Consider the following 18,456-nt stretch of genomic DNA (forward strand, 5'->3'; position numbering starts at 1 on the left):
CGTGTCTCCTGTGCTTCTTGGTTTGTCGATTCGAGATGCAGGCATCTTGCCGAGCCGGGGTCGCCGGGTCGATTGAGTAAAATTGCGCTGCACTTGAAGAAACGGTTAACTGGGGCAGTTGGGAAGCGACGTGTCGGGCCTGGATTGGTATCTGCAGATCAACCTGAAGGCGCGCCACCTGCGCCTGCTGGTGACGATCGACGCGTATCGCAACCTGTCGCAGGTGGCCGAGGTGACCCACGTCACCGTGCCGGCCGTGTCCAAGTCGCTCGCCGAGCTGGAACGCGGCATCGGCCTCTCGCTCTTCTCCCGCACCTCGCAGGGCCTGCTGCCGACGCCCTACGGCGAATGCCTGATCCGCCATGCGCGCACGATGCTGAGCGTGCTGCACCAGGCCCGCGACGAACTGAAGGCGCTGAGCTCGGGCACCGAGGGCAAGGTGCACGTGGGCATGCTGCCGGCCACCGCCTCGGTACTGCTGCCGCAGGCGCTGGCGCTGCTGAAGAGCCAATCGCCGGGTACCAACGTGACCGTGGTCGAAGGCACCACTGCCTCGCTGCTGCCCGAGCTGTGGCAGGGCCACCTGGATCTCGTCGTCGGCCGGATGCCGCCGCCCGACGCGCTCGGCAGCTTCGAGGAACGCGAGCTGCTGGACGAGCCGGTGACCTTGATGACCGGCGTCCACCACCCGCTGGCGCACCGCAGGACCGTCAAGTGGGCCGACCTGCGCGACTACCCGTGGATCCTGCCGCCGCCGGGCTCGCTGCTGCGCGACCCGCTGGAGCGCGTGCTGGAGGCGCACGACGTGCCGCTCAGCAACAACTACATCGAGACCCTGTCGGTGCACGTGGCACGCACGCAGCTGCAGGTGTCGGACTTCATCGCCGTGATGGCCGGCACGCTGGCCAACGACCCGGCCCAGCCGCTGCATGTGCTGCCGCTGGCCCTGCCCCGCCTGGCACGCCCGACCGGCGTGCTGTGGAACCGCAACCGCGGGCTGACGCCGAGCGCGCAGCGGCTGCTGGATTGCCTGGTCGAGACGGCCTCGCAGCTGAAGAACAGCCTGCCATCGGAGCCCTCGCCGCGGCGCCCTCGCGGCAAGGCCCAGGCCTCGACTTAACCGTTTCCTCAAGCCGGCGCCGTCTTTTCTCAATGGACGCTGCGCAGCCTGCTCGGCACCATCGGCCCGCCCTCAAATCAAACAACAAGCGGAGACATGGGCCGACGATGCCTTGATGCATGAGGTCTCCGCTGCGCGCTGCACGGCGCAATCACGGAGACAAATCGATGAAGCTGGTCGTTTCACTGGCAGCCCTGGCGGCTGCCGCATTTTCCGCACAGGTCCATGCCGGCGATGAGGGCGACGGCGCCTCGTCCAACACCGGCGGCAGCAGTTCCGTGACCATCTACGGCTTCATCGATCAGGGCGTCGAGTACATCCACGACACCGCGACGAGCAAGACCACCACCGGCAACGCCACGCGCATCGGCTCGGGCACGGCCACCTCCTACCTCGGCTTCCGCGGCCGCGAGGACCTGGGCGGTGGCCTGCGGGCGATCTTCAACCTGGAGCAGGGCTACTCGCCCGACCTCGGCACGCAGAGCCAGGGCCCGCGCGCCTGGGGCCGCCAGGCCTATGTCGGCCTGGAAGGCAGCTTCGGCCTGCTGAACCTGGGCCGGCAGTACACGATGAAGGCCTTCGCGATGTCGCCGATCAATATGTTCGGCACCGGCGCGCAGGGCCTGCCGACCTTGGACGAAGGCGTCTCCAACCCGCGCGCCGACAACGCGATCAGCTACCGCGTGAAGTTCGGCGGCGGCTTCGAGACCGGCGCGAACTACAGCTTCGGCCGCGACGGCCTGGCCGGCAACAGCAAGGTCGCCACCAACTGCCCTGGCGAGGCCACCGAGGCGAGCCAGTGCCGCGAATGGTCGCTGCTGCTGAAGTACGACGGCGACAAGTGGGGCGTCAGCAGCGCCTACGAGCGCCAGAACGGCGGCACCTCCGCCACCTACGGCGGCCTGACCTCGCCGGACCTGCACGACACCCGCACGATCCTCGGCGGCTACCTATTCTTCGGCGGCACCAAGGTGTCGGTCGGCTGGATCCGCCGCCAGAACGACGGCCTCGCCACGCCAAAGAGCGACCTCGCCTGGATCATGAGCACGATCCCGGTCACGACCGCCTTCTCCATCGACCTGATGCTGGCCGAGCTGAACTACAAGGACTCGGCCGACAAGGCCGACGTGCTGGGCCTGCGCGGGCAGTACGCGCTGTCCAAGCGCACGGCGCTCTACATCACGGCCGACTACATCAACAACGGCGGCGCGCTGGCCGTCGGCGCCACCACCAACGCGCCGGCCGTCGCGCCGCTGCCGGGCGGCTCGCAGCTCTCGCTGATCACCGGCTTCCGGCACGCGTTCTGACGCGCAGGCGAAGCGAAATCGTGGTCTAGTGTCGGCCTCGACAACTCCTGCGCCGACAACAATATGCTGACCTACCTGCACACGATGATCCGCATCACCGACATCGACGCCTCGCTGAAGTTCTTCTGCGACGCGCTCGGCATGAAGGTGGTGCGGCGCACCGACCACGAGGCCGGCCGCTTCAGCCTGATCTTCCTGGCCGCCCCCGGCAACGAGGACGGCCCCTTCCAGCCCCAGGTGGAGCTGACCTACAACTGGCCCGATGCCGACGGCAAGACCGAGGCCTACACGGGTGGCCGCAACTTCGGCCACCTGGCCTTCGCCGTGCCCGACATCTACGCCGCCTGCCAACGCCTGATAGACCATGGCGTGACGATCCAGCGCCCGCCGCGCGACGGCCGCATGGCCTTCGTGCGCTCGCCGGACCTGATCTCGGTGGAGCTGCTGCAGGACGGCCCGGCGCTCGCCCCGGCCGAGCCCTGGACCTCGATGCCCAATATCGGCAGTTGGTGACAAAAGAGGCTTGAACGTGCATTGCGCCGCGCCCGCGGGCCGGCGCACCCCGCCCATTTCGGGGCTTCTCCGCTATCGTCCCGCGCTGCGGCATAACTCTCCATTCAAGCGCAGGGTCACCAGATGAGCAGCACGTTTTCGCCCTCCTCTTCTTCCCCCTCCATTCCGAGCACCCGCCTGGGCGTGGCCGGCCGGCTGTGGCTGGCGCTGGGCATCGTCATCGTCACGCTGGTGGGCCTGCTGGCCTTCTCGGCCGTGCGCACGCGCAGTGTGCAGGCCGATGCCGATGCCGCCACCGAGACCCTCACGCGGAAGCAGTCGTTGGCGCAGCGCTGGGCCGCCCTCAGCGCCGCGACGGTGGTCAAGGTGCAGGCCTCGTCGATCAGCACCGACCCCATCGTCGAGAGCACCTTCAAGGACCAGATCACCAGCACCATCGAGCAGATCAACGGCCTGCAGAAGCAGCTGAAGGACACGGGCCTCAGCGACAAGGACAAGGCGCTGTTCGAGACCATCGGCGAGCGGCGCAAGCTCGTGCTGGCCTCGACGGCCAAGCTGAAGGAGTTGAAGGCTGCCGGCGATGCGGCCGGCGTGCGCGACGAGATGAACCAGCGCTTCAACCCGGCGGTATCCGCCTACGTGGCCGCGATGGATGATTTCGTGCAGGCCCAGGCCGATGCCAAGAAGGACAGCGATGCCCAGGTCGCGGAGCGCCGCAAGGGCACGATCCAGATCGCCCTGTTCTTCATCGCGTTCGTGATCGTGGCGCTGGTGATCGGCGCCGTCTGGCTGATCCGGTCGATCCAGCAGCCGCTGAGCCGCGCGATCGAGGTCGCCGGCCGCATCGCCGATGGCGACCTGACGGCCAACGTCGCCGTCGACCGCGGCGACGAGTTCGGCCAGTTGCTGGCCGCGCTGGACCGCATGACGCGCCAGCTGCGCAGCGTCGTCGGCGAGGTGCGCCACGGCGTCGAGTCGGTCTCCACCGCCTCGGCCGAGATCGCCACCGGCAACCAGGACCTGAGCGCCCGTACCGAGCAGACCGCGTCCAGCCTGCAGCAGACCGCCAGCTCGATGGAAGAGCTGACCGGCACCGTCAGCAATTCCGCCGACGTGGCCCGCCAGGCCAACCAGCTCGCCGCCTCGGCCGCCGAGGCCGCCACGCGCGGCGGCGCGGTGGTGGCGCAGGTGGTGACGAACATGGATGAGATCACCGCCAGCTCGCGCAAGATCGGCGACATCATCGGCACCATCGACGGCATCGCATTCCAGACCAACATCCTCGCGCTGAACGCGGCCGTGGAAGCGGCACGCGCCGGCGAGCAGGGCCGCGGCTTCGCGGTCGTGGCCTCCGAGGTGCGCTCGCTGGCCCAGCGCTCGGCCGAAGCGGCCAAGGAGATCAAGAGCCTGATCGGCGCCTCGGTGGAGCGCGTCGAATCCGGCGCCGGCTTGGTCGCTCAGACCGGCACGGTGATGGAGGAGATCGTCACCAGCGTGCGCCGCGTCACCGACATGATCGGCGAGATCGCCTCCGCCGCCACCGAGCAGCGCGACGGCATCGGCCAGGTCAACATCGCCGTGACTCAGCTGGACCAGATGACCCAGCAGAACGCCGCGCTGGTGGAGGAATCCGCCGCGGCCGCTTCCTCGCTGCGCGAGCAGTCGGCGCGGCTGGCGCAGGTGGTGTCGGTGTTCAAGGTCGATGGGTCTGCAGCCGCAGCGCCACGGGCAGCAGTCACCGCAGCGCCGCTGCCCTTGAAGCCTGTCCGGAAGCCTCTCGCTACGGCGAGCAAGCCCGTCGTGAAGGCGGCGAGCCCGGCACCGCGCAAGCCTGCAGCGGTCGCCGCGCCGCGCAAGCCCGAGCCGGTCACCCCGGCACCGGCGGCCGAGGGCGACTGGGAAACCTTCTGATCACTGGCCCGGGTAGTGCCCCGCGGTAATGTCCGCTAGCAAGGTCTCGTGCACGGGCTCCCAGCCCAGCAGCGCACGCGTGTGCGCGCTGGAGGCCGGCGCATCGGCTCCGAAGAACATGCCCAGCCAGTCGAAGTGGGCCTGGGCGCGCTCGGCCGGAATCGACTCCACCGGCAGTGACATGAATTCGCCCAGCGCCTGGGCGATGTCCTGCGTGGCGATGCCTTCCTCGGCGACCGCGTGCAGCACGCTGGCTGGCGGCGCGCGATCGATGGCCAGCTGCACCAGCCGGCCGGCATCGAGCCGGTTCACCGCCGGCCAGCGGTTACGCCCCTCGCCGATGTAGCCGGACACGCCCTTCTCGCGCGCGACGCGCGCGAGCACCGCGACGAAGCCGTGATCGCCGCCCGCCCCGTGCACCGTCGGCGCGAAGCGCACGACCATCGACCGGATGCCGCGCTCGGCCAGACCCAGCGTGTACGCCGCGTTGGCGATGCGCGGGTGCACACCGGCGCTCGGCATGTCCGCTTCCGTGCCCACGCGTCCCGGTGCCAGCCCCAGGGTGCCAGAAGCGATCAGCAGCGGGCCGCCGGTGCCCTGCAGCACGTCGGCGAAAGCCTCGATCGCCGCGCGGTCGGTCTGGGCGGCTGCGGCCATCTGCGAGAAGTCGTGGTTGTAGCCCAGGTGAACCACGCCGTCGGCCTGGGCTGCGGCGGCGCGCAGGCTGGCGGGGTCGTCCAGGCTGCCGCGGACGACCTGGGCGCCCAGTGCGCGGATGCGGGCGGCCGAGTCGTCGCTGCGAGCGAGGCCGAGCACCTCGTGTCCGGCGGAGATGAGTTCCTTGACGCTGGCCGAGCCGATCCAGCCGGAAGCGCCTGTGACGAGAATTCGCATGGAGTGCTCCATTGATGTCATTAAGTGACATCAGTATAGACCTATGATGTCACTCTGTGTCAACACCCTGGAGCAGCATGGGCCGCTGGGAAGCTGATGCCGCCGGTCGCTTCCGCGCCGCGGCCATGGAACTGTTCGGCGAGATCGGCTACGAGCAGACGACCGTTGCCGCCATCGCGGCGCGCGCGGGCCTGACGGCGCGAACCTTCTTCCGCCACTTCGCCGACAAGCGCGAGGTGCTCTTCGACGGCTCCGCGCGGCTGCAGCAGCTGATGGTGGCCAGCGTCTCTGGGACGCCGGCGGAGGCCTCGCCGCTCGATGCAGTCGCTGCCGCCTTGCTGAAGTCGGGGGAATTCTTCGACGACGAACGTCGCCCGTTCGCGCGCCTGCGCAATCACATCATCGCCGCGCACCCGGATCTGCACGAGCGCGAATTGATCAAGCTGGCAACGCTGTCCGCGGCGCTCACGGCGGCGCTGCGCGAACGCGGTGTCGATGAGCCGGATGCGAGCCTGGTGGCCGAGACGGGCATCGCCGTCTTCCGCATCGCGTTCGCGCAATGGGTCGCGGAATCCGAGACGCGCGGCTATGCAGAGATCGTCAATCAATCGCTCGCGCGATTGAAGGCGCTCGCGGCTCACTAAAGCCGTGAGCGTCCTAAGTCACTTCACAGTGACTTGAGAATTTCGCGGCGCTTCTCTTCGAATTCCTGATCGGTGATCAGGCCCTTGCTGTGCAGGCGCTTGAGGGTCTCGAGGCGGCGCTCGGGATCGCTCATCGGCGCAGCGGCGGCCGGTGCGGCTGCAGGCACGGCCACGACCGGCGCGACGGCAGGCACCGCGGCCACGGGCGCCGGCTGCGGCGATGCAGCCGGTGCCACGACGGCCGGAGCGATCGGAACCGGCAGGTTGCCGCCCGGCGCGGCGGCACCGATCGGCGCGGGCACCACCACCTGATCGACCGCGCCGCGCGCGCTGGCCACGTTCATCGGCAGGGTCAGCCAGTCGGCGCGGCGCGACTTGGCGCCGGCGCTGGACAGCACGGCCGAGCCCGGCGTGGCGCGCATGCCGTAGACGAAGCGCGGCTGCACGTAGCTGCCGCGGTAGGCGTCATAGAAGTCCTGGCGTGCGTCGTGGACGATGATCTCCAGACCGGCCGCATCGACGAACAGGCGCGCCGTCAGCGCCAGCGGCGAACCGATGAAGCCGCCTTCGCGACGATCGGCCGACAGCAACTGCACGTCGTCGGCCGGTGTGGCCGCGAGCAGCGCCTTGGAGAGGATGGGCACCAGCTCATCGAGTTCGCCTTTGTCGAACAGCGGGCCGCGGTTGCCGCTCTTGTCGACGACGGCCTGGATGGCCGCCAGTTGGCCGCGCAAGGCCTCGGGGTCGACACGCACCGGATGCAGGTTCGGCTCGCTGCCGGCCTCGCGCGGCACCAGCTTGATGCTGGTGAATTCATGCAACTGCCACTCGCGGTTCTTCGAGTCGGGTTGCTGCGGCTGCTGGACCGGGGTGTCCGGCTTGCTGGCGCTCTTGCCGAAGATGGCATCGAACCAGCCGGCATGGGCCGGCGTCGCGGCGCCAGCGAACAGGGCGCCGATGAGCGCCAGATGCAGTGCAGTGCTGCGCACGGCAAGGGAACCACGGGTAGGCATGTCTTCTCGTCTCCGGATCGCGCCCATCCCGCGGGCGCATAAAGAAAAAGGGCTGCCTGAGCAGCCCCTCCATTTCAGCACAGCCGGGTGCGCGTTGCGCGAGCCGGCCATGAAGAAATCAGATCACCGGCTTACCACCAGATCTCAGCCTGGAAGCCGTAGCTCGTGCCGTTCGTCTTGGAGTCGCCGATGCCGGTCAGGCCGCCGCTCGTGTTGACGCTGCCGTCGCCGTTGTAGACGTTGGCGGGCGAGTTCCACTTGGCGGTCGTCACGTAGAAGCGCAGCTCAGGACGATTCCAGTAGCCCGGGCCGGTCGACAGCGTCGGAGCGATCGTGAACTTGGCCAGCTTCTGCGTGCCGATGCCGTCGATCTTGTTCTGCATGTAACCGGCTTCTGCGACCATCTTGAAGTTCTTGGTCACAGCGTAGGAAACACGGCCACCGACCGTACCGCCCGTCAGCTTCGGAATGTTGTTGACGGTGTCCTTGTCCTGTTGCGTGAACAGGGCCAGGGCCTGGCCGCCGAACGGACCGACTTGCCAGTTCAGCGTTTCAATCAGGCGCCATTGCTTGAAGCCGGAATCGGCAGTCATGCGGCCCGAGTTGGCGTTCAGGCCAGCGGAGCCTTGGGCGTACTGCAGCCACACGCGGTTGCTGCCCAGACCCTGGATGTCCTGGTCGTGTTGCAGGCTCAGGCCGAAGCCGCTCTTGCCGCCGGTGAAGTTGCCGTTGGTGAACGTGCCGGTGACGCGCAGCGTGCCGCCCGGGTTGACCGGCAGGCCGGTCAGGTCGAAGTTCACGCGTTGGGCCGGGGTCTTGGAAGCACCCGTGCCGCCGCCGCCGAGGTCGCCGGTACCGTTGTCTGAACCGAAGTAGGCGAAGCCCAGACGGCCGCCGCCGACGGCGATGTTGTCGGCACCGGCACCCACGCCGTCCATCTTCACGAAGAAGGTGTCGAGGATGTGGATGTCAGCACGACCGTAGAAGCGCTTGCCGATCCAGAAGTTGGTGTCGGGCGAGATGTCGAAGCCCTTGGCTTCCACGTACATCTGCTCGAAGGCGCTCGACGAGGAACCGGCGTCTGTACCGCCGTTGTACTCGTTGACCATGATCTTGCCCTTGTACGTGACACCGTCAACGGTGCCCGTCTGAGCCAGGCCGAATTCGCCGTAGAAATCGCATTCGTTACCAAGACGGTAGTGGCCGCCGCCGTTACCCAGGGCACCGCCCAGGTTGTAGCAGGCGCGTGCTGCGTCCTTCTTGGTGGCGCCGGGGCCGGCGCGGAAGTAGCCGTCGTAATCCACGGCTTGTGCCGACGTGGCGGCCATGCCTGCAGCCAGGGCGATGGCCGAGACAGCCAGCGCGCGTTGGGTGACCGATTTCTTCAAGATTGTCTCCTCTGTCTATGGTTAAAAGCGGGGGCACATCCCCCAGGGGTGAAAGCTTTATTGCGGTGCAATCTTTCTGCGTCCGCTGCCGGTCTAAGCCAGCCTCATCTCAGTCCCAGCATCGAACAGGTGCGCCTTCTGAGCGTCCCATTGCAGGTGCACCGTATCGCCAACATTGCGGCGGAGGGCGCCGGGAATTCTTATCGTCAGCTTCCCGACGCCAGTGTCCACTGTTGCGTAGGTCTCCGGGCCAGTTGGCTCGATGATTGTCAAAACTCCGGGCAATCCGTTGTCTGCCAGCGACACGTCTTCGGGACGCAGACCATAGGTCAGCTCCACATGTCCCTTGGGCAGGGAGTTACGCTGAGTTTCAGTGAGCGGCAGATCGATACCCGAAGCATTCGCGGCATGCACCGATTGGCCATCGGCCGTGCACTGCGCCTCGATCATGTTCATCGCGGGAGAGCCGATGAACTCGGCAACAAAACGTGTCGCGGGCCGCGCGTAGATGTCCTCCGGCGTGCCCAGCTGCTGCACCTGGCCTTCCTTCATCACGGCGATGCGATCGCCCAAGGTCATCGCCTCGACCTGGTCGTGCGTGACGTAGACGGTGGTCGTCTTCGTGCGCTGATGAAGCAGTTTTATTTCGGCGCGCATTTCGACGCGAAGTTTCGCGTCGAGGTTGGACAGCGGCTCGTCGAACAGGAACAGCTTGGGGTCGCGCGCCAGGGCTCGGCCCATCGCCACGCGCTGCCGCTGGCCGCCGGAAAGCTGGCCCGGCTTGCGGTCCAGCAGGTGCTCCAGCTGCAGCATCTTGGCGACGCGCGCCACGATCTCTTCGCGCTCGCCCTTGGGCACCTTGCGCATCTCCAGACCGAAGGCGATGTTCTGCTTCACGTTCATGTTCGGGTAGAGCGCGTAGCTCTGGAACACCATCGCGATGTCGCGGTCCTTGCTCGGCGCGTAGGTCACGTCGCGGTCGGCGATGTGGATCTGGCCCGAGGTCGGTGTATCCAGGCCGGCGATCATCGACAGCAGGGTCGACTTGCCGCAGCCCGAAGGGCCGACCAGGATCAGGAACTCGCCGGCCTCGACCTCGATGTCGATGCCCTTGAGGATGTTGACGTTGCCTTGATAGGTCTTCTTGACCTGGCGGATGCTCAGTGCGCCCATGATGCTTCTCTTAACCCTTGACGGCGCCGGCCGTCAGGCCGCGCACGAAATACTTGCCCGCCACGACGTAGACGAAGAGTGTCGGCAGCGCGGCGATCAGTGCCGCGGCCATGTCCACGTTGTATTCCTTGACGGTGCTGGAGGTGTTGGCCAGGTTGTTCAGGCCCACGGTGATCGGCTTGCTGTCTGCACCCGAGAAGACGACGCCGAACAGGAAGTCGTTCCAGACGTTGGTGAACTGCCAGATCAGCGTGACCACGAGGATCGGCGTGGACAGCGGCAGCACGATGCGGAAGAAGATCTGCCAGAACGAGGCCCCGTCCAGCATCGCCGCCTTCACCAGTTCCTGCGGCAGGCCGACGTAGTAGTTGCGGAAGAACAGCGTCGTCGACGGGATGCCGCACACGATGTGCACCAGCATCAGGCCCCAGATCGAACTGGCCAGGCCCATCCAGCCGAGCACCTGGCTCATCGGCAGCAGCACCACCTGCAGCGGCATGAACACGCCGAACAGCAGGAAGGCAAACATCGTCTCGCTGCCGCGGAAGGTCCACTTGGCGAGCACGTAGCCGTTGATGGCGCCGATGGCGGTGGAGACGGCCACGGCCGGCAGCACCATCATCATCGAGTTCAGGAAGAAGGGCTTCAGGCCGTTGCACTCGACGCCGGTGCAGGCCGTGCCCCAGGCCTTGGCCCAGGCGTCGAAGTTCAGGCCCGAGGGCAGCGCGAGCAGGTTGCCGCCGCGCACCTGGTCCATGTCCTTCAGCGAGGTGCTGAGCATCACGTACAGCGGCGTCAGGAAGTAGACGGCGAACAGCCCGAGCGCGGCCCACAGCAGCAGGCGCTGGAAAGTGAACGAGCGCGGCTGGGAGGGAGAAGAAACGGTACCGGCGCTCATTTCTTCGCTCGCAGTTCAGAGTACAGATAGGGCACGACGATGGCGGCGACCGTCGCCAGCATCACCGTCGCGCTGGCCGCGCCGACGCCGATCTGGCCGCGGCTGAAAGCCATCGCGTACATGAAGGTGGCCGGCAGGTCGGTGGCGTAGCCGGGGCCGCCGGCGGTCAGCGCCATCACGAGGTCGAAGCTCTTGATCGCGAGGTGACTCACCACCATCAGCGTGCTGAAGAAGACCGGGCGCAGGGTCGGGATGATGATCCGCCAGTAGATGCGCGGCAGGCTCGCGCCGTCGACCTGGGCGGCCTTGATGATCGAGTCGTCGATGCCGCGCAGGCCGGCCAGGAACAGCGCCATCACGAAGCCGGCGCTCTGCCAGACACCCGCGATCGCGATGCAGTAGATCGCCTTGTCGGGGTTCACCAGCCAGTCGAAGGTGAAATCGGTGAAGCCCAGTTGCTGCACCAGATGCTCCAGGCCCAGGCCTGGATTCAGGATCCACTTCCAGGCGGTGCCGGTGACGATGAAGGAGATCGCCATCGGATACAGATAGATCGTGCGCAACACGCCTTCGGCACGCACCTTCTGATCCAGCAGGATCGCCAGCAGCAGGCCCAGCGCCATCGAGCCGGCGATGAACAGGCCGCCGAAGATGCCCATGTTGACCATCGCCACACGGAAGCGGTCGTTGTCCAGCAGCGAGGCGTAGTGATCGAAGCCGGCGAACTCGTAGTTCGGCAGCAGGCGCGATGCGGACACGGACAGATAGCCGTTCCAGGCGATCAATCCGTAGATGAACAGGAACGCCAGGATGAAGCTCGGTGCGATCACGAGCTTGGGCAGCCAGGGCGTTCTAAGGGTGGAAGGTGCAGACATCTTGTATCGGTATTCGGGCCGAGCGCCGGGCCGCTCCCAAGCCGGCCCACATGACATTGCCTGCGGCTCGACGCCGCAGGCAATGTCGTCCCCTCGGGGGACCGACCAGACTCGCGCGCGTTAAGCGCCGCGAGCCTGGGCGAGGGGCTTCTTCTCTTACTTCGTCTTTGCTGCGGAGGCCAGCTTGGCCATCGCGTCCTTGGCGGTCATCGCGTCGGTGTTCCAGAACTGGCTCACGACGTCCTGCATCGCGCCCTGGATGGCCGAGGGAACAGCCATGCCGTGGGCGATCGAGGGCAGCAGCGAGCCGCTCTTGGCGTCAGCCTGGAAGTCCTTGGCCGACTGCTTGGCGCAGTCGTCGAACTTGCTCAGGTCCATGCCCAGGCGAACCGGGATCGAGCCCTTGTTCAGGTTGAACAGTTCCTGGAAGTCCACGGACATGATGGCCGAAGCCAGGTCCTTCTGGGCCTGGGCCTTGTCGGCGCCCTTGACCTTGAACATCGCGAACGAGTCGATGTTGAAGGTGTAGGCGGCGGCGGTGCCCGGTGCGGCGAAGCACTGGAAGTCCTTGCCCGGGGTCTTGCCGGCGGCCAGGAACTCGCCCTTGGCCCAGTCGCCCATGAACTGGAAGCCGGCTTCGCCACGGATCACCATCGAGGTCGCCAGGTTCCAGTCACGGCCGGCGGCGTTCTTGTCGGTGTAGCCCTTGATCTTCTTGAAGGTGTTCAGCACCTCTTCCATCTTGGCGCTGGTCAGCGTGGGCTGGTCCAGCTTGATCAGGGCCTTCTTGTAGAACTCGACGCCACCGACACCCAGGGCCACGGCCTCGAAGGTGGTGAAGTCTTGCCACGATTGGCCGCCGTGGGCGACCGGGATCACGCCGGCCTTCTTCAGCGCATCGGCAGCGGCGAAGAACTCGGGCCAGGTCGTCGGCACCTTGGAGACGCCGGCCTTCTTCAGCACTTCGCTGTTGGCCCACACCCAGTTCACGCGGTGCACGTTGACCGGAGCGGCCACGTAGTTGCCCTTGTACTTCATGCCGTCGGCGACGATCTTGGGCAGCAGGCTGTCCCAGTTCTCGGCCTTGGCCACGTCGTCGATGTTGGCGAGCACGCCTTCCTGCGCCCATTCCTGGATCGACGGGCCCTTGATCTGGGCGGCCGCCGGAGCGTTGCCGCTGACCACGCGCGACTTCAGCACGGTCATGGCGGAATCGCCACCGCCGCCGGCCACGGCGAAGTCCTTCCAGGTGTCACCCTTGGCCTGCAGCTTTTCCTTCAGGGCCGCAGCGGCCTTGGCTTCGCCGCCGCTGGTCCACCAGTGCAGCACTTCGACCTCACCGCCAGCGTGGGCGGCGGACATCGCGAGGGCAGCCGCGGCTGCAATGAGGGTCGTTGCGCCGGCGCGCACAAAACGTGAGGACATCATGTCTCCAAAGATTTGGCACCGTTCTGGGGCGGTGCCTGCGTTGTCGTAGGAAGATCCGAGGTGGCGCCGGGTTGGCTCCAAGACCTTGGATGAACGAACTATTAATTAACCTTAAAAGCCTAAACACTGGGTTAAACCCTAGCTGACTTTTCAGCAGGAATAGCGCTTAACGCCCGCCGAAAATTCAATCAGTTGTTAAGCTTTGGATCCATGAACATCCTCCTCGCAGAAGACGATGCCATCCTCGCCGACGGCCTCTGCGCGCAATTGCGCGGCGCCGGCTTCGAGGTCGAGCACGCCCCCAACGGCCCTGTGGCGGAGTACCTGCTGATCAAGCAGGCCTTCGATCTGGCCATCCTCGACATCGGCCTGCCGATGATGGATGGGCTCACCGTGCTGCAGCGCGTGCGCTCGGTCCGACCGGGCCTGCCGGTGGTCGTCGTGACCGCGCGGGACAGCCTCGACAGCCGCGTCGCCGGCCTCAATGCGGGGGCTGACGACTACGTCACCAAGCCCTTCGATTTCCCCGAGCTGGAGGCCCGATTGAGGGCTTTATTAAGGCGGACGCAGCCCGCCAGCACCGCACCAGAAATGGACATCGGGCGCCTCAGGATGGAGCGCGGCGCGTTGCGCGCCAGCGTCGCCGGCGAGCCGATCGACCTGTCCCCGCGCGAATGGACCCTGCTGGAACTGCTGGTCACCCACCGCAACAAGGTCGTCACCAAAGACCAGATCGGCCAGGCCTGGAGCAGCGGCGACGGCACCGAGCCCGTCGGCAACTCCACCGAGGTCTACATCCACCGCCTGCGCCGCAAGCTGGAGAACTCCGGCGTGATGATCCGCACCGTGCGGGGCTTGGGCTATCTGCTCGAGGCAGATGGCTCCATGAGCTCATGAGGCGCGGCGCCCGGTCCCGATGAACAGCCTTTTCGGCTTTTTCGGCGGCATGCACCCGCGCGGCCTGTCGCTGCGCCGCTTGCTGCTGATCTACCTGCTGCTGCCGCAGGCCGTGCTGTGGATTGCCGGCGGCATCGCCACCTACAAGCTCGCGGCCGGCTACGCGAACCTGGCGATCGATGCGAGCCTGACGCAGGCCACGCGGGCGCTGGCGCGCCAGCTCAAACCCATCGGCAACGGCCTGCTGATCGACTTCCCGCGCGCCGCGCAGGATGTGCTGGAGGCCGATCCCAGCGACCGCCTGCTCTACACCGTCAGCTCGCCGCCGGGCCAGTTCATCCTCGGCAACGAGAACCTGTCGGCCACCAAGCCGATCAGCAATCCGCGGCTCAACGACCCGTACTACTACGACGTCAAGCTGCCGCCGAACAACAACCGCTCGGGCAGCGAGCACATGCGCGTCTCGGCGCTGTACCTGGCCTACGGCGAGAGCAAGGCCGGCAAGCAGACGATGCTCGTGCAGGTGGCGCGCAACAGCGCCAACCGCGAGGCGATGACCCGCCGCATCCTGTTCGACACGCTGCTGCCGCTGTCGGTGCTGATCCTGTTGATGTCGATGATCGTCTCGGCCGCCATCCGCGCGGGCCTGGCGCCGCTGAACCGCCTGCGCAACGAGGTGGAAGCCCGTGCCCCGGGCGACCTGACGCCGCTGAAGCTGGAGTCCGCGCCGAAGGAGCTGCAATCGCTGGCACGCGCGCTGAACGAGCTGCTGGCCTCGGTGGAGCGCAGCGTCGTCGCGCAGAAGCGCTTCATCGGCGACGCCGCCCACCAGCTGCGCACGCCGCTGGCCGGGCTAAAGAGCCAGACCGAGCTGGCGCTGCAGGCGCCCTGCGATGCCGAGCAGCGCGCGCGCCTGGAGCGCGTGCACCTGAGCGCGACGCGCAGCGCCCACCTGGTCACGCAACTGCTGACCCTGGCCCGTGCCGATCCCGAATCGGCGATGGTGAAGGACCGCACGAACTTCGACCTGCAGCGCTTCGCCACCGACGTGGTGGCGGAATGGGTGCCGCGCGCGCTGAAGGCCGGCGTGGACCTGGGCATGAGCGAGCGCCACCAGGCCGCCGTGCCGGTGCGCGCCAACGCGCTGCTGCTGCGTGAGGCGCTGGCCAATCTGCTGGACAACGCGATCCATTACGCCGGCCGCCACGCCGAGGTCACCGTGCTCGTCCGCACGGAAGCCGGCGAGGCCCGGCTCGAGGTCGAGGACACCGGCCCCGGCATCGCCGAGGAAGACCGCGAGCGTGCGATGGAGCGCTTCGTCCGCGTCACCGACACGGGCAACGGCTGCGGCCTGGGCCTGCCGATCGTCAAGGAGATCGTCGAGCGCCACGCCGGTCAGGTGCGGCTGGAATCGGTGGTCCCGCACGGCCTGCGGGTGATCGTGCGCCTGCCTCTGGCGCCATCGACGCCGTCTACCGAATAAGCCTCAGGCGGCGCAGCGCCTCGACGGCGGGCCGAAGCGGCCGGCCGTCAGGTCGGCAAAGGCATTGAACAGCCAGGGGCTGCCAGGCGCGGTGGCGTAGAGCTGGCGATGGCCGGTGGAGCGGCGGCGCACGGTGAGCAGCCGGTCGGGCAGGCCCAGGTCGCGCAATTCGGCGCGCAGGCCGGCGGGGGCACCTTCGGTGATCTCGAAATCGCTGGGCTCGAAACCGGCGAGCTTCAGCGTCTGGGCCAATGTCGCACTCAGGCTCGTGGCCGGGGTCGTTGGCTGTGACATGTCAAGGTCCTCCCTGGACGATATGCCGCCATTCTGGGCAACAGGGGTGACGCGGCTATGACACCATCTTGGCGGCCGCCGCCTGGCGGGCGATGCGACGCGCCAGCAGCACGCTGCGTAGCTCGGCCAGCAGTGCCTCGGGCGCCGTCGGCTTGGGCAGCACGCGGAAGCCCCCTTCGGCCGCCTCGCTGAGCTGGTCCGCGTAGCCGGTCGTCAGCACCACGGGCAGCTCCGGCAGTTGCTGCCGCAGCGCGAAGGCCAGGCCGATGCCGTTGATCGAGCCCGGCATCGCGATGTCGCTGAGCACGACATCCGGCAAGGGGCCGCCACCGTTCAGCACGGCCAGCGCGGCATCGGCATTGGCCGCGCGCAGCACCTCCAGCCCGGCGCCGCGCAGCATCATCTCGGAGGTCGTGGCGAGGTCCTCGTTGTCCTCCACCAGCAGCACCGTGCCGCTCACCCGCTGCTGCTCCTGCGGCGGCGCCTCGGCCCCGTCCGGCGCGCGCGCCGGCTCGACCACCGAGGCCGGCAGCAGCATGCGCACGCAGGTGCCCTCGCCCACCGCGCTCTCGATCTGCAGCGAACCGCCGGCCTGCGCGCAGAAGCCCTGCACCTGGCTCAGGCCCAGGCCGGAGCCGGTGCCGCGGTCGCGCGTGGTGAAGAAGGGTTCGGTCACGCGCGCCAGCAGCTCCGGCGCGATGCCCACGCCCTCGTCGCGCACCGACAGCGCCACCATGCCGTCCTGGTTGCCCGCATGCACGTGCAGCGCGCCGCCCTGCGGCATCGCATGGCAGGCGTTGACGACCAGGTTGATCAGCGCCAGCTCCAGCTCGCCCAGGTCCACGCGCACGGCCGCCGTGTCGGCATCGGCGTGCAGCTGCCAGCTCACGTTGGCCGGCAAGGTCGTGCGGATCAGGCTTTCCGTCGTGCCCAGCCACTGCTGCAGCCGCACCGTCTCCGGCCGCAGCGCCTGCTTGCGCGAGAAGGACAGCAGTTGCCGTGTCAGCCGCACGCCGGTCTGGATCGCCCGCGTCATCGCCTTGACCTGCTTCTCCTCGCCCAGCTCCGGGTGGCGGCGCTTGAGCACGTGCAGGCTCGCGTTGACGATGGCCAGCAGGTTGTTGAAGTCGTGCGCCACGCCGCCGGTCACCAGCGCCAGCGTCTCCAGCTTCTGCGTTTCCATCATCGCGCTCTCGACCTTGGCGCGCAGCTGCATCTGCTCCTGCAGCTGGCGCTGCGTGGCCTGCTCGCGGCGCGTCTTGCGCAGCGCCAGCCAGCTCACGTAGACCAGCACCGCCGTCGTCGGCCCGATGATCGCGGCCAGCAGCGACACATAGCGCACCCAGCCGGCCAGCATTGCCGAGCGGCTGAAGCCCGCCGTCACGTAGAGCGGATAGCCCTCCAGCCGCCGGTAGGCGATCAGGCGCGTCTCGCGGCCCTGCGAGGGCGCCACGACGACGCTGCCGCTGGCCGCGCCGCGCGCGATCTGCGCCAGGATCGGGCTGCCCGGCGGCACGCGCATGATGCCGGCCACCGGCCAGCGCGCGAGCACCTCGCCATCGGTGCGCACCAGCGCGAAGGTGGCGAGCTTGGGCTCCTCGCTCGCCAGCGACTGGTAGTAGTCGCGGAAGTAGCCCGGGTTCATCGACACCGCGACGATGCCGCGGAAGCGCCCGTCCGGCGCGCTGCGGCGGATCGTGGCGTTGACGATCTCGCGTCCGGTCTGGCGCCCGTTCAGCACCATGCTGATGCCCAGCGGCATCGCGGCCTCGCGCTGGGCCTGGAAGTAGGGCCGGTCGCCCACCGAGGCCTGCGGGTCGACCGGGTAGACGTCGCTGCGCACGATCGGCGTGCCGTCCGCGTCCCAGACGTTCAGGTTGACGACGAAGGGCAGGCCCGCCGTCATGTCCGCCAGCCGCTGGTGGAGCTGCGCCTGCTGCGCGCGCGCGTCCGCATCGGCCATGTTGGAGACACCGTCGGTGCGCTGCGCGATCTCGGCCGCGATCCGAAAGGTGCGCAGCGCCTGCGCCCAGGCCAGCTCGCAGGCGTGCTCGGCCGCCGCCACCGCCTCGCGTTCCGCCTCGCGGTAGCCCCACCAGGCCGCGCCGACGAAGGCCACCGCCGGCACCAGCAGCGCGCCCCACAGCACCGCCCGCAGCCAGCGCGTCAGCGGCGTATCGGGCTCGCCGCGGCCGCGCGGCCATCCGGCGGGCGTCTTCACCATCATCCCGGTGGAGTCGTCGCGGGCGCCTGGTTCAGGATCCCGATCATCTCGTCCAGGTCCACGGGCTTCACCAGATGCCGCTCCAGCCCCGCCGCGGCGGCGCGCTGGAAGTCGGCCGGGCTGCCGTGGCCCGACAGCGTGATCAGCCGCAGCGCAGGCCCGACCGCTGCGCGCAGCGCCTTCGCCAGCTCGTAGCCATCCATACCCGGCAGGCTCACGTCCAGCAGCGCCACGTGGGGCCGGAAGTTCGGCGCCAGCGCCAGCGCTGCCTTGGGCGTCGCCGCCGTGGCCACCTCGAAGTCGCTGTAGCGCAGCACCTCCGCCAAGGTCTCCAGGGCGTCGAGGTTGTCGTCCACCAGCATCACGCGCTGCACCATTGAAATGTCCCCCAACG

General features: G+C 67.9%; 17 protein-coding genes. 7 read left to right on the forward strand and 10 right to left on the reverse strand.

Annotated features, from left to right (window positions below):
* Positions 1-118 precede the first annotated feature (118 nt).
* The 4 genes from SNE35_RS29090 to SNE35_RS29105 all read left to right on the forward strand — a co-directional run bounded on the left by SNE35_RS29090 (position 119) and on the right by SNE35_RS29105 (position 4,851).
* Positions 119-1,120 (forward strand): LysR substrate-binding domain-containing protein, encoded by a 1,002-nt coding sequence (locus SNE35_RS29090; protein WP_320426558.1) that lies wholly within the window; start codon positions 119-121, stop codon positions 1,118-1,120.
* Between the two features lie 167 nt (positions 1,121-1,287).
* On the forward strand, positions 1,288-2,427 hold the full coding sequence (locus SNE35_RS29095; protein WP_320426559.1) for a porin: 1,140 nt from the start codon (positions 1,288-1,290) through the stop codon (positions 2,425-2,427).
* Positions 2,428-2,490: 63 nt separating this feature from the next.
* Complete coding sequence (locus tag SNE35_RS29100; RefSeq protein WP_320426560.1) at positions 2,491-2,940, forward strand: lactoylglutathione lyase; 450 nt, start codon at positions 2,491-2,493, stop codon at positions 2,938-2,940.
* A 123-nt stretch (positions 2,941-3,063) separates the two neighbouring features.
* Positions 3,064-4,851 (forward strand): methyl-accepting chemotaxis protein, encoded by a 1,788-nt coding sequence (locus tag SNE35_RS29105; RefSeq protein ID WP_320426561.1) that lies wholly within the window; start codon positions 3,064-3,066, stop codon positions 4,849-4,851.
* On the opposite strand, the gene SNE35_RS29110 is transcribed toward SNE35_RS29105, so the two are convergent.
* On the reverse strand, positions 4,852-5,745 hold the full coding sequence (locus tag SNE35_RS29110; protein WP_320426562.1) for an SDR family oxidoreductase: 894 nt from the start codon (positions 5,743-5,745) through the stop codon (positions 4,852-4,854).
* A gap of 77 nt (positions 5,746-5,822) precedes the next feature.
* Here SNE35_RS29110 and SNE35_RS29115 point away from each other — a divergent pair, with 77 nt between their 5' ends.
* Complete coding sequence (locus SNE35_RS29115) at positions 5,823-6,389, forward strand: TetR/AcrR family transcriptional regulator (protein WP_320426563.1); 567 nt, start codon at positions 5,823-5,825, stop codon at positions 6,387-6,389.
* Between the two features lie 23 nt (positions 6,390-6,412).
* Here SNE35_RS29115 and SNE35_RS29120 read toward each other — a convergent pair whose 3' ends face one another.
* The 6 genes from SNE35_RS29120 to SNE35_RS29145 all read right to left on the reverse strand — a co-directional run bounded on the left by SNE35_RS29120 (position 6,413) and on the right by SNE35_RS29145 (position 13,161).
* Positions 6,413-7,378, reverse strand: a complete 966-nt coding sequence (locus tag SNE35_RS29120; RefSeq protein ID WP_320426564.1) for an SHOCT domain-containing protein — start codon at positions 7,376-7,378, stop codon at positions 6,413-6,415.
* Between the two features lie 155 nt (positions 7,379-7,533).
* A complete protein-coding gene (locus SNE35_RS29125; protein WP_320426565.1) occupies positions 7,534-8,790 on the reverse strand; it encodes a maltoporin in 1,257 nt (418 codons plus the stop codon).
* A gap of 93 nt (positions 8,791-8,883) precedes the next feature.
* Positions 8,884-9,963, reverse strand: coding sequence for an ABC transporter ATP-binding protein (locus SNE35_RS29130; RefSeq protein WP_320426566.1), 1,080 nt, complete (start codon positions 9,961-9,963; stop codon positions 8,884-8,886).
* 10 nt (positions 9,964-9,973) lie between these two features.
* A complete protein-coding gene (locus tag SNE35_RS29135) occupies positions 9,974-10,861 on the reverse strand; it encodes a carbohydrate ABC transporter permease (RefSeq protein WP_320426567.1) in 888 nt (295 codons plus the stop codon).
* Complete coding sequence (locus tag SNE35_RS29140; protein WP_320426568.1) at positions 10,858-11,736, reverse strand: carbohydrate ABC transporter permease; 879 nt, start codon at positions 11,734-11,736, stop codon at positions 10,858-10,860. The genes SNE35_RS29135 and SNE35_RS29140 overlap by 4 nt, the downstream gene beginning before the upstream one ends.
* A gap of 156 nt (positions 11,737-11,892) precedes the next feature.
* Positions 11,893-13,161: an ABC transporter substrate-binding protein gene (locus SNE35_RS29145; RefSeq protein WP_431312806.1), complete on the reverse strand. Its 1,269-nt coding sequence runs from the start codon at positions 13,159-13,161 to the stop codon at positions 11,893-11,895.
* 213 nt (positions 13,162-13,374) lie between these two features.
* On the opposite strand from SNE35_RS29145, the gene SNE35_RS29150 reads away from it, so the two are divergent.
* Complete coding sequence (locus SNE35_RS29150) at positions 13,375-14,061, forward strand: response regulator transcription factor (protein ID WP_320426569.1); 687 nt, start codon at positions 13,375-13,377, stop codon at positions 14,059-14,061.
* A gap of 19 nt (positions 14,062-14,080) precedes the next feature.
* Positions 14,081-15,544, forward strand: coding sequence for a sensor histidine kinase (locus tag SNE35_RS29155; RefSeq protein WP_320426570.1), 1,464 nt, complete (start codon positions 14,081-14,083; stop codon positions 15,542-15,544).
* A gap of 3 nt (positions 15,545-15,547) precedes the next feature.
* Here the strand turns inward: SNE35_RS29155 and SNE35_RS29160 are convergent, their stop codons facing one another.
* The 3 genes from SNE35_RS29160 to SNE35_RS29170 are packed head-to-tail and all read right to left on the reverse strand — an operon-like array spanning position 15,548 to position 18,454.
* Positions 15,548-15,838 carry a hypothetical protein gene (locus tag SNE35_RS29160; protein ID WP_320426571.1) on the reverse strand — a complete coding sequence of 97 codons (291 nt, stop codon included), beginning with the start codon at positions 15,836-15,838 and terminating at the stop codon, positions 15,548-15,550.
* Positions 15,839-15,893: 55 nt separating this feature from the next.
* Positions 15,894-18,065: an ATP-binding protein gene (locus SNE35_RS29165; protein ID WP_320426572.1), complete on the reverse strand. Its 2,172-nt coding sequence runs from the start codon at positions 18,063-18,065 to the stop codon at positions 15,894-15,896.
* Positions 18,062-18,454, reverse strand: a complete 393-nt coding sequence (locus SNE35_RS29170; RefSeq protein ID WP_320426573.1) for a response regulator — start codon at positions 18,452-18,454, stop codon at positions 18,062-18,064. Before SNE35_RS29170 ends, SNE35_RS29165 begins: the two co-directional genes overlap by 4 nt.
* Between the last annotated feature and the right edge of the window lie 2 nt (positions 18,455-18,456).

Source organism: Roseateles agri, from assembly GCF_034043675.1.
Taxonomy (GTDB): domain Bacteria; phylum Pseudomonadota; class Gammaproteobacteria; order Burkholderiales; family Burkholderiaceae_C; genus KK5.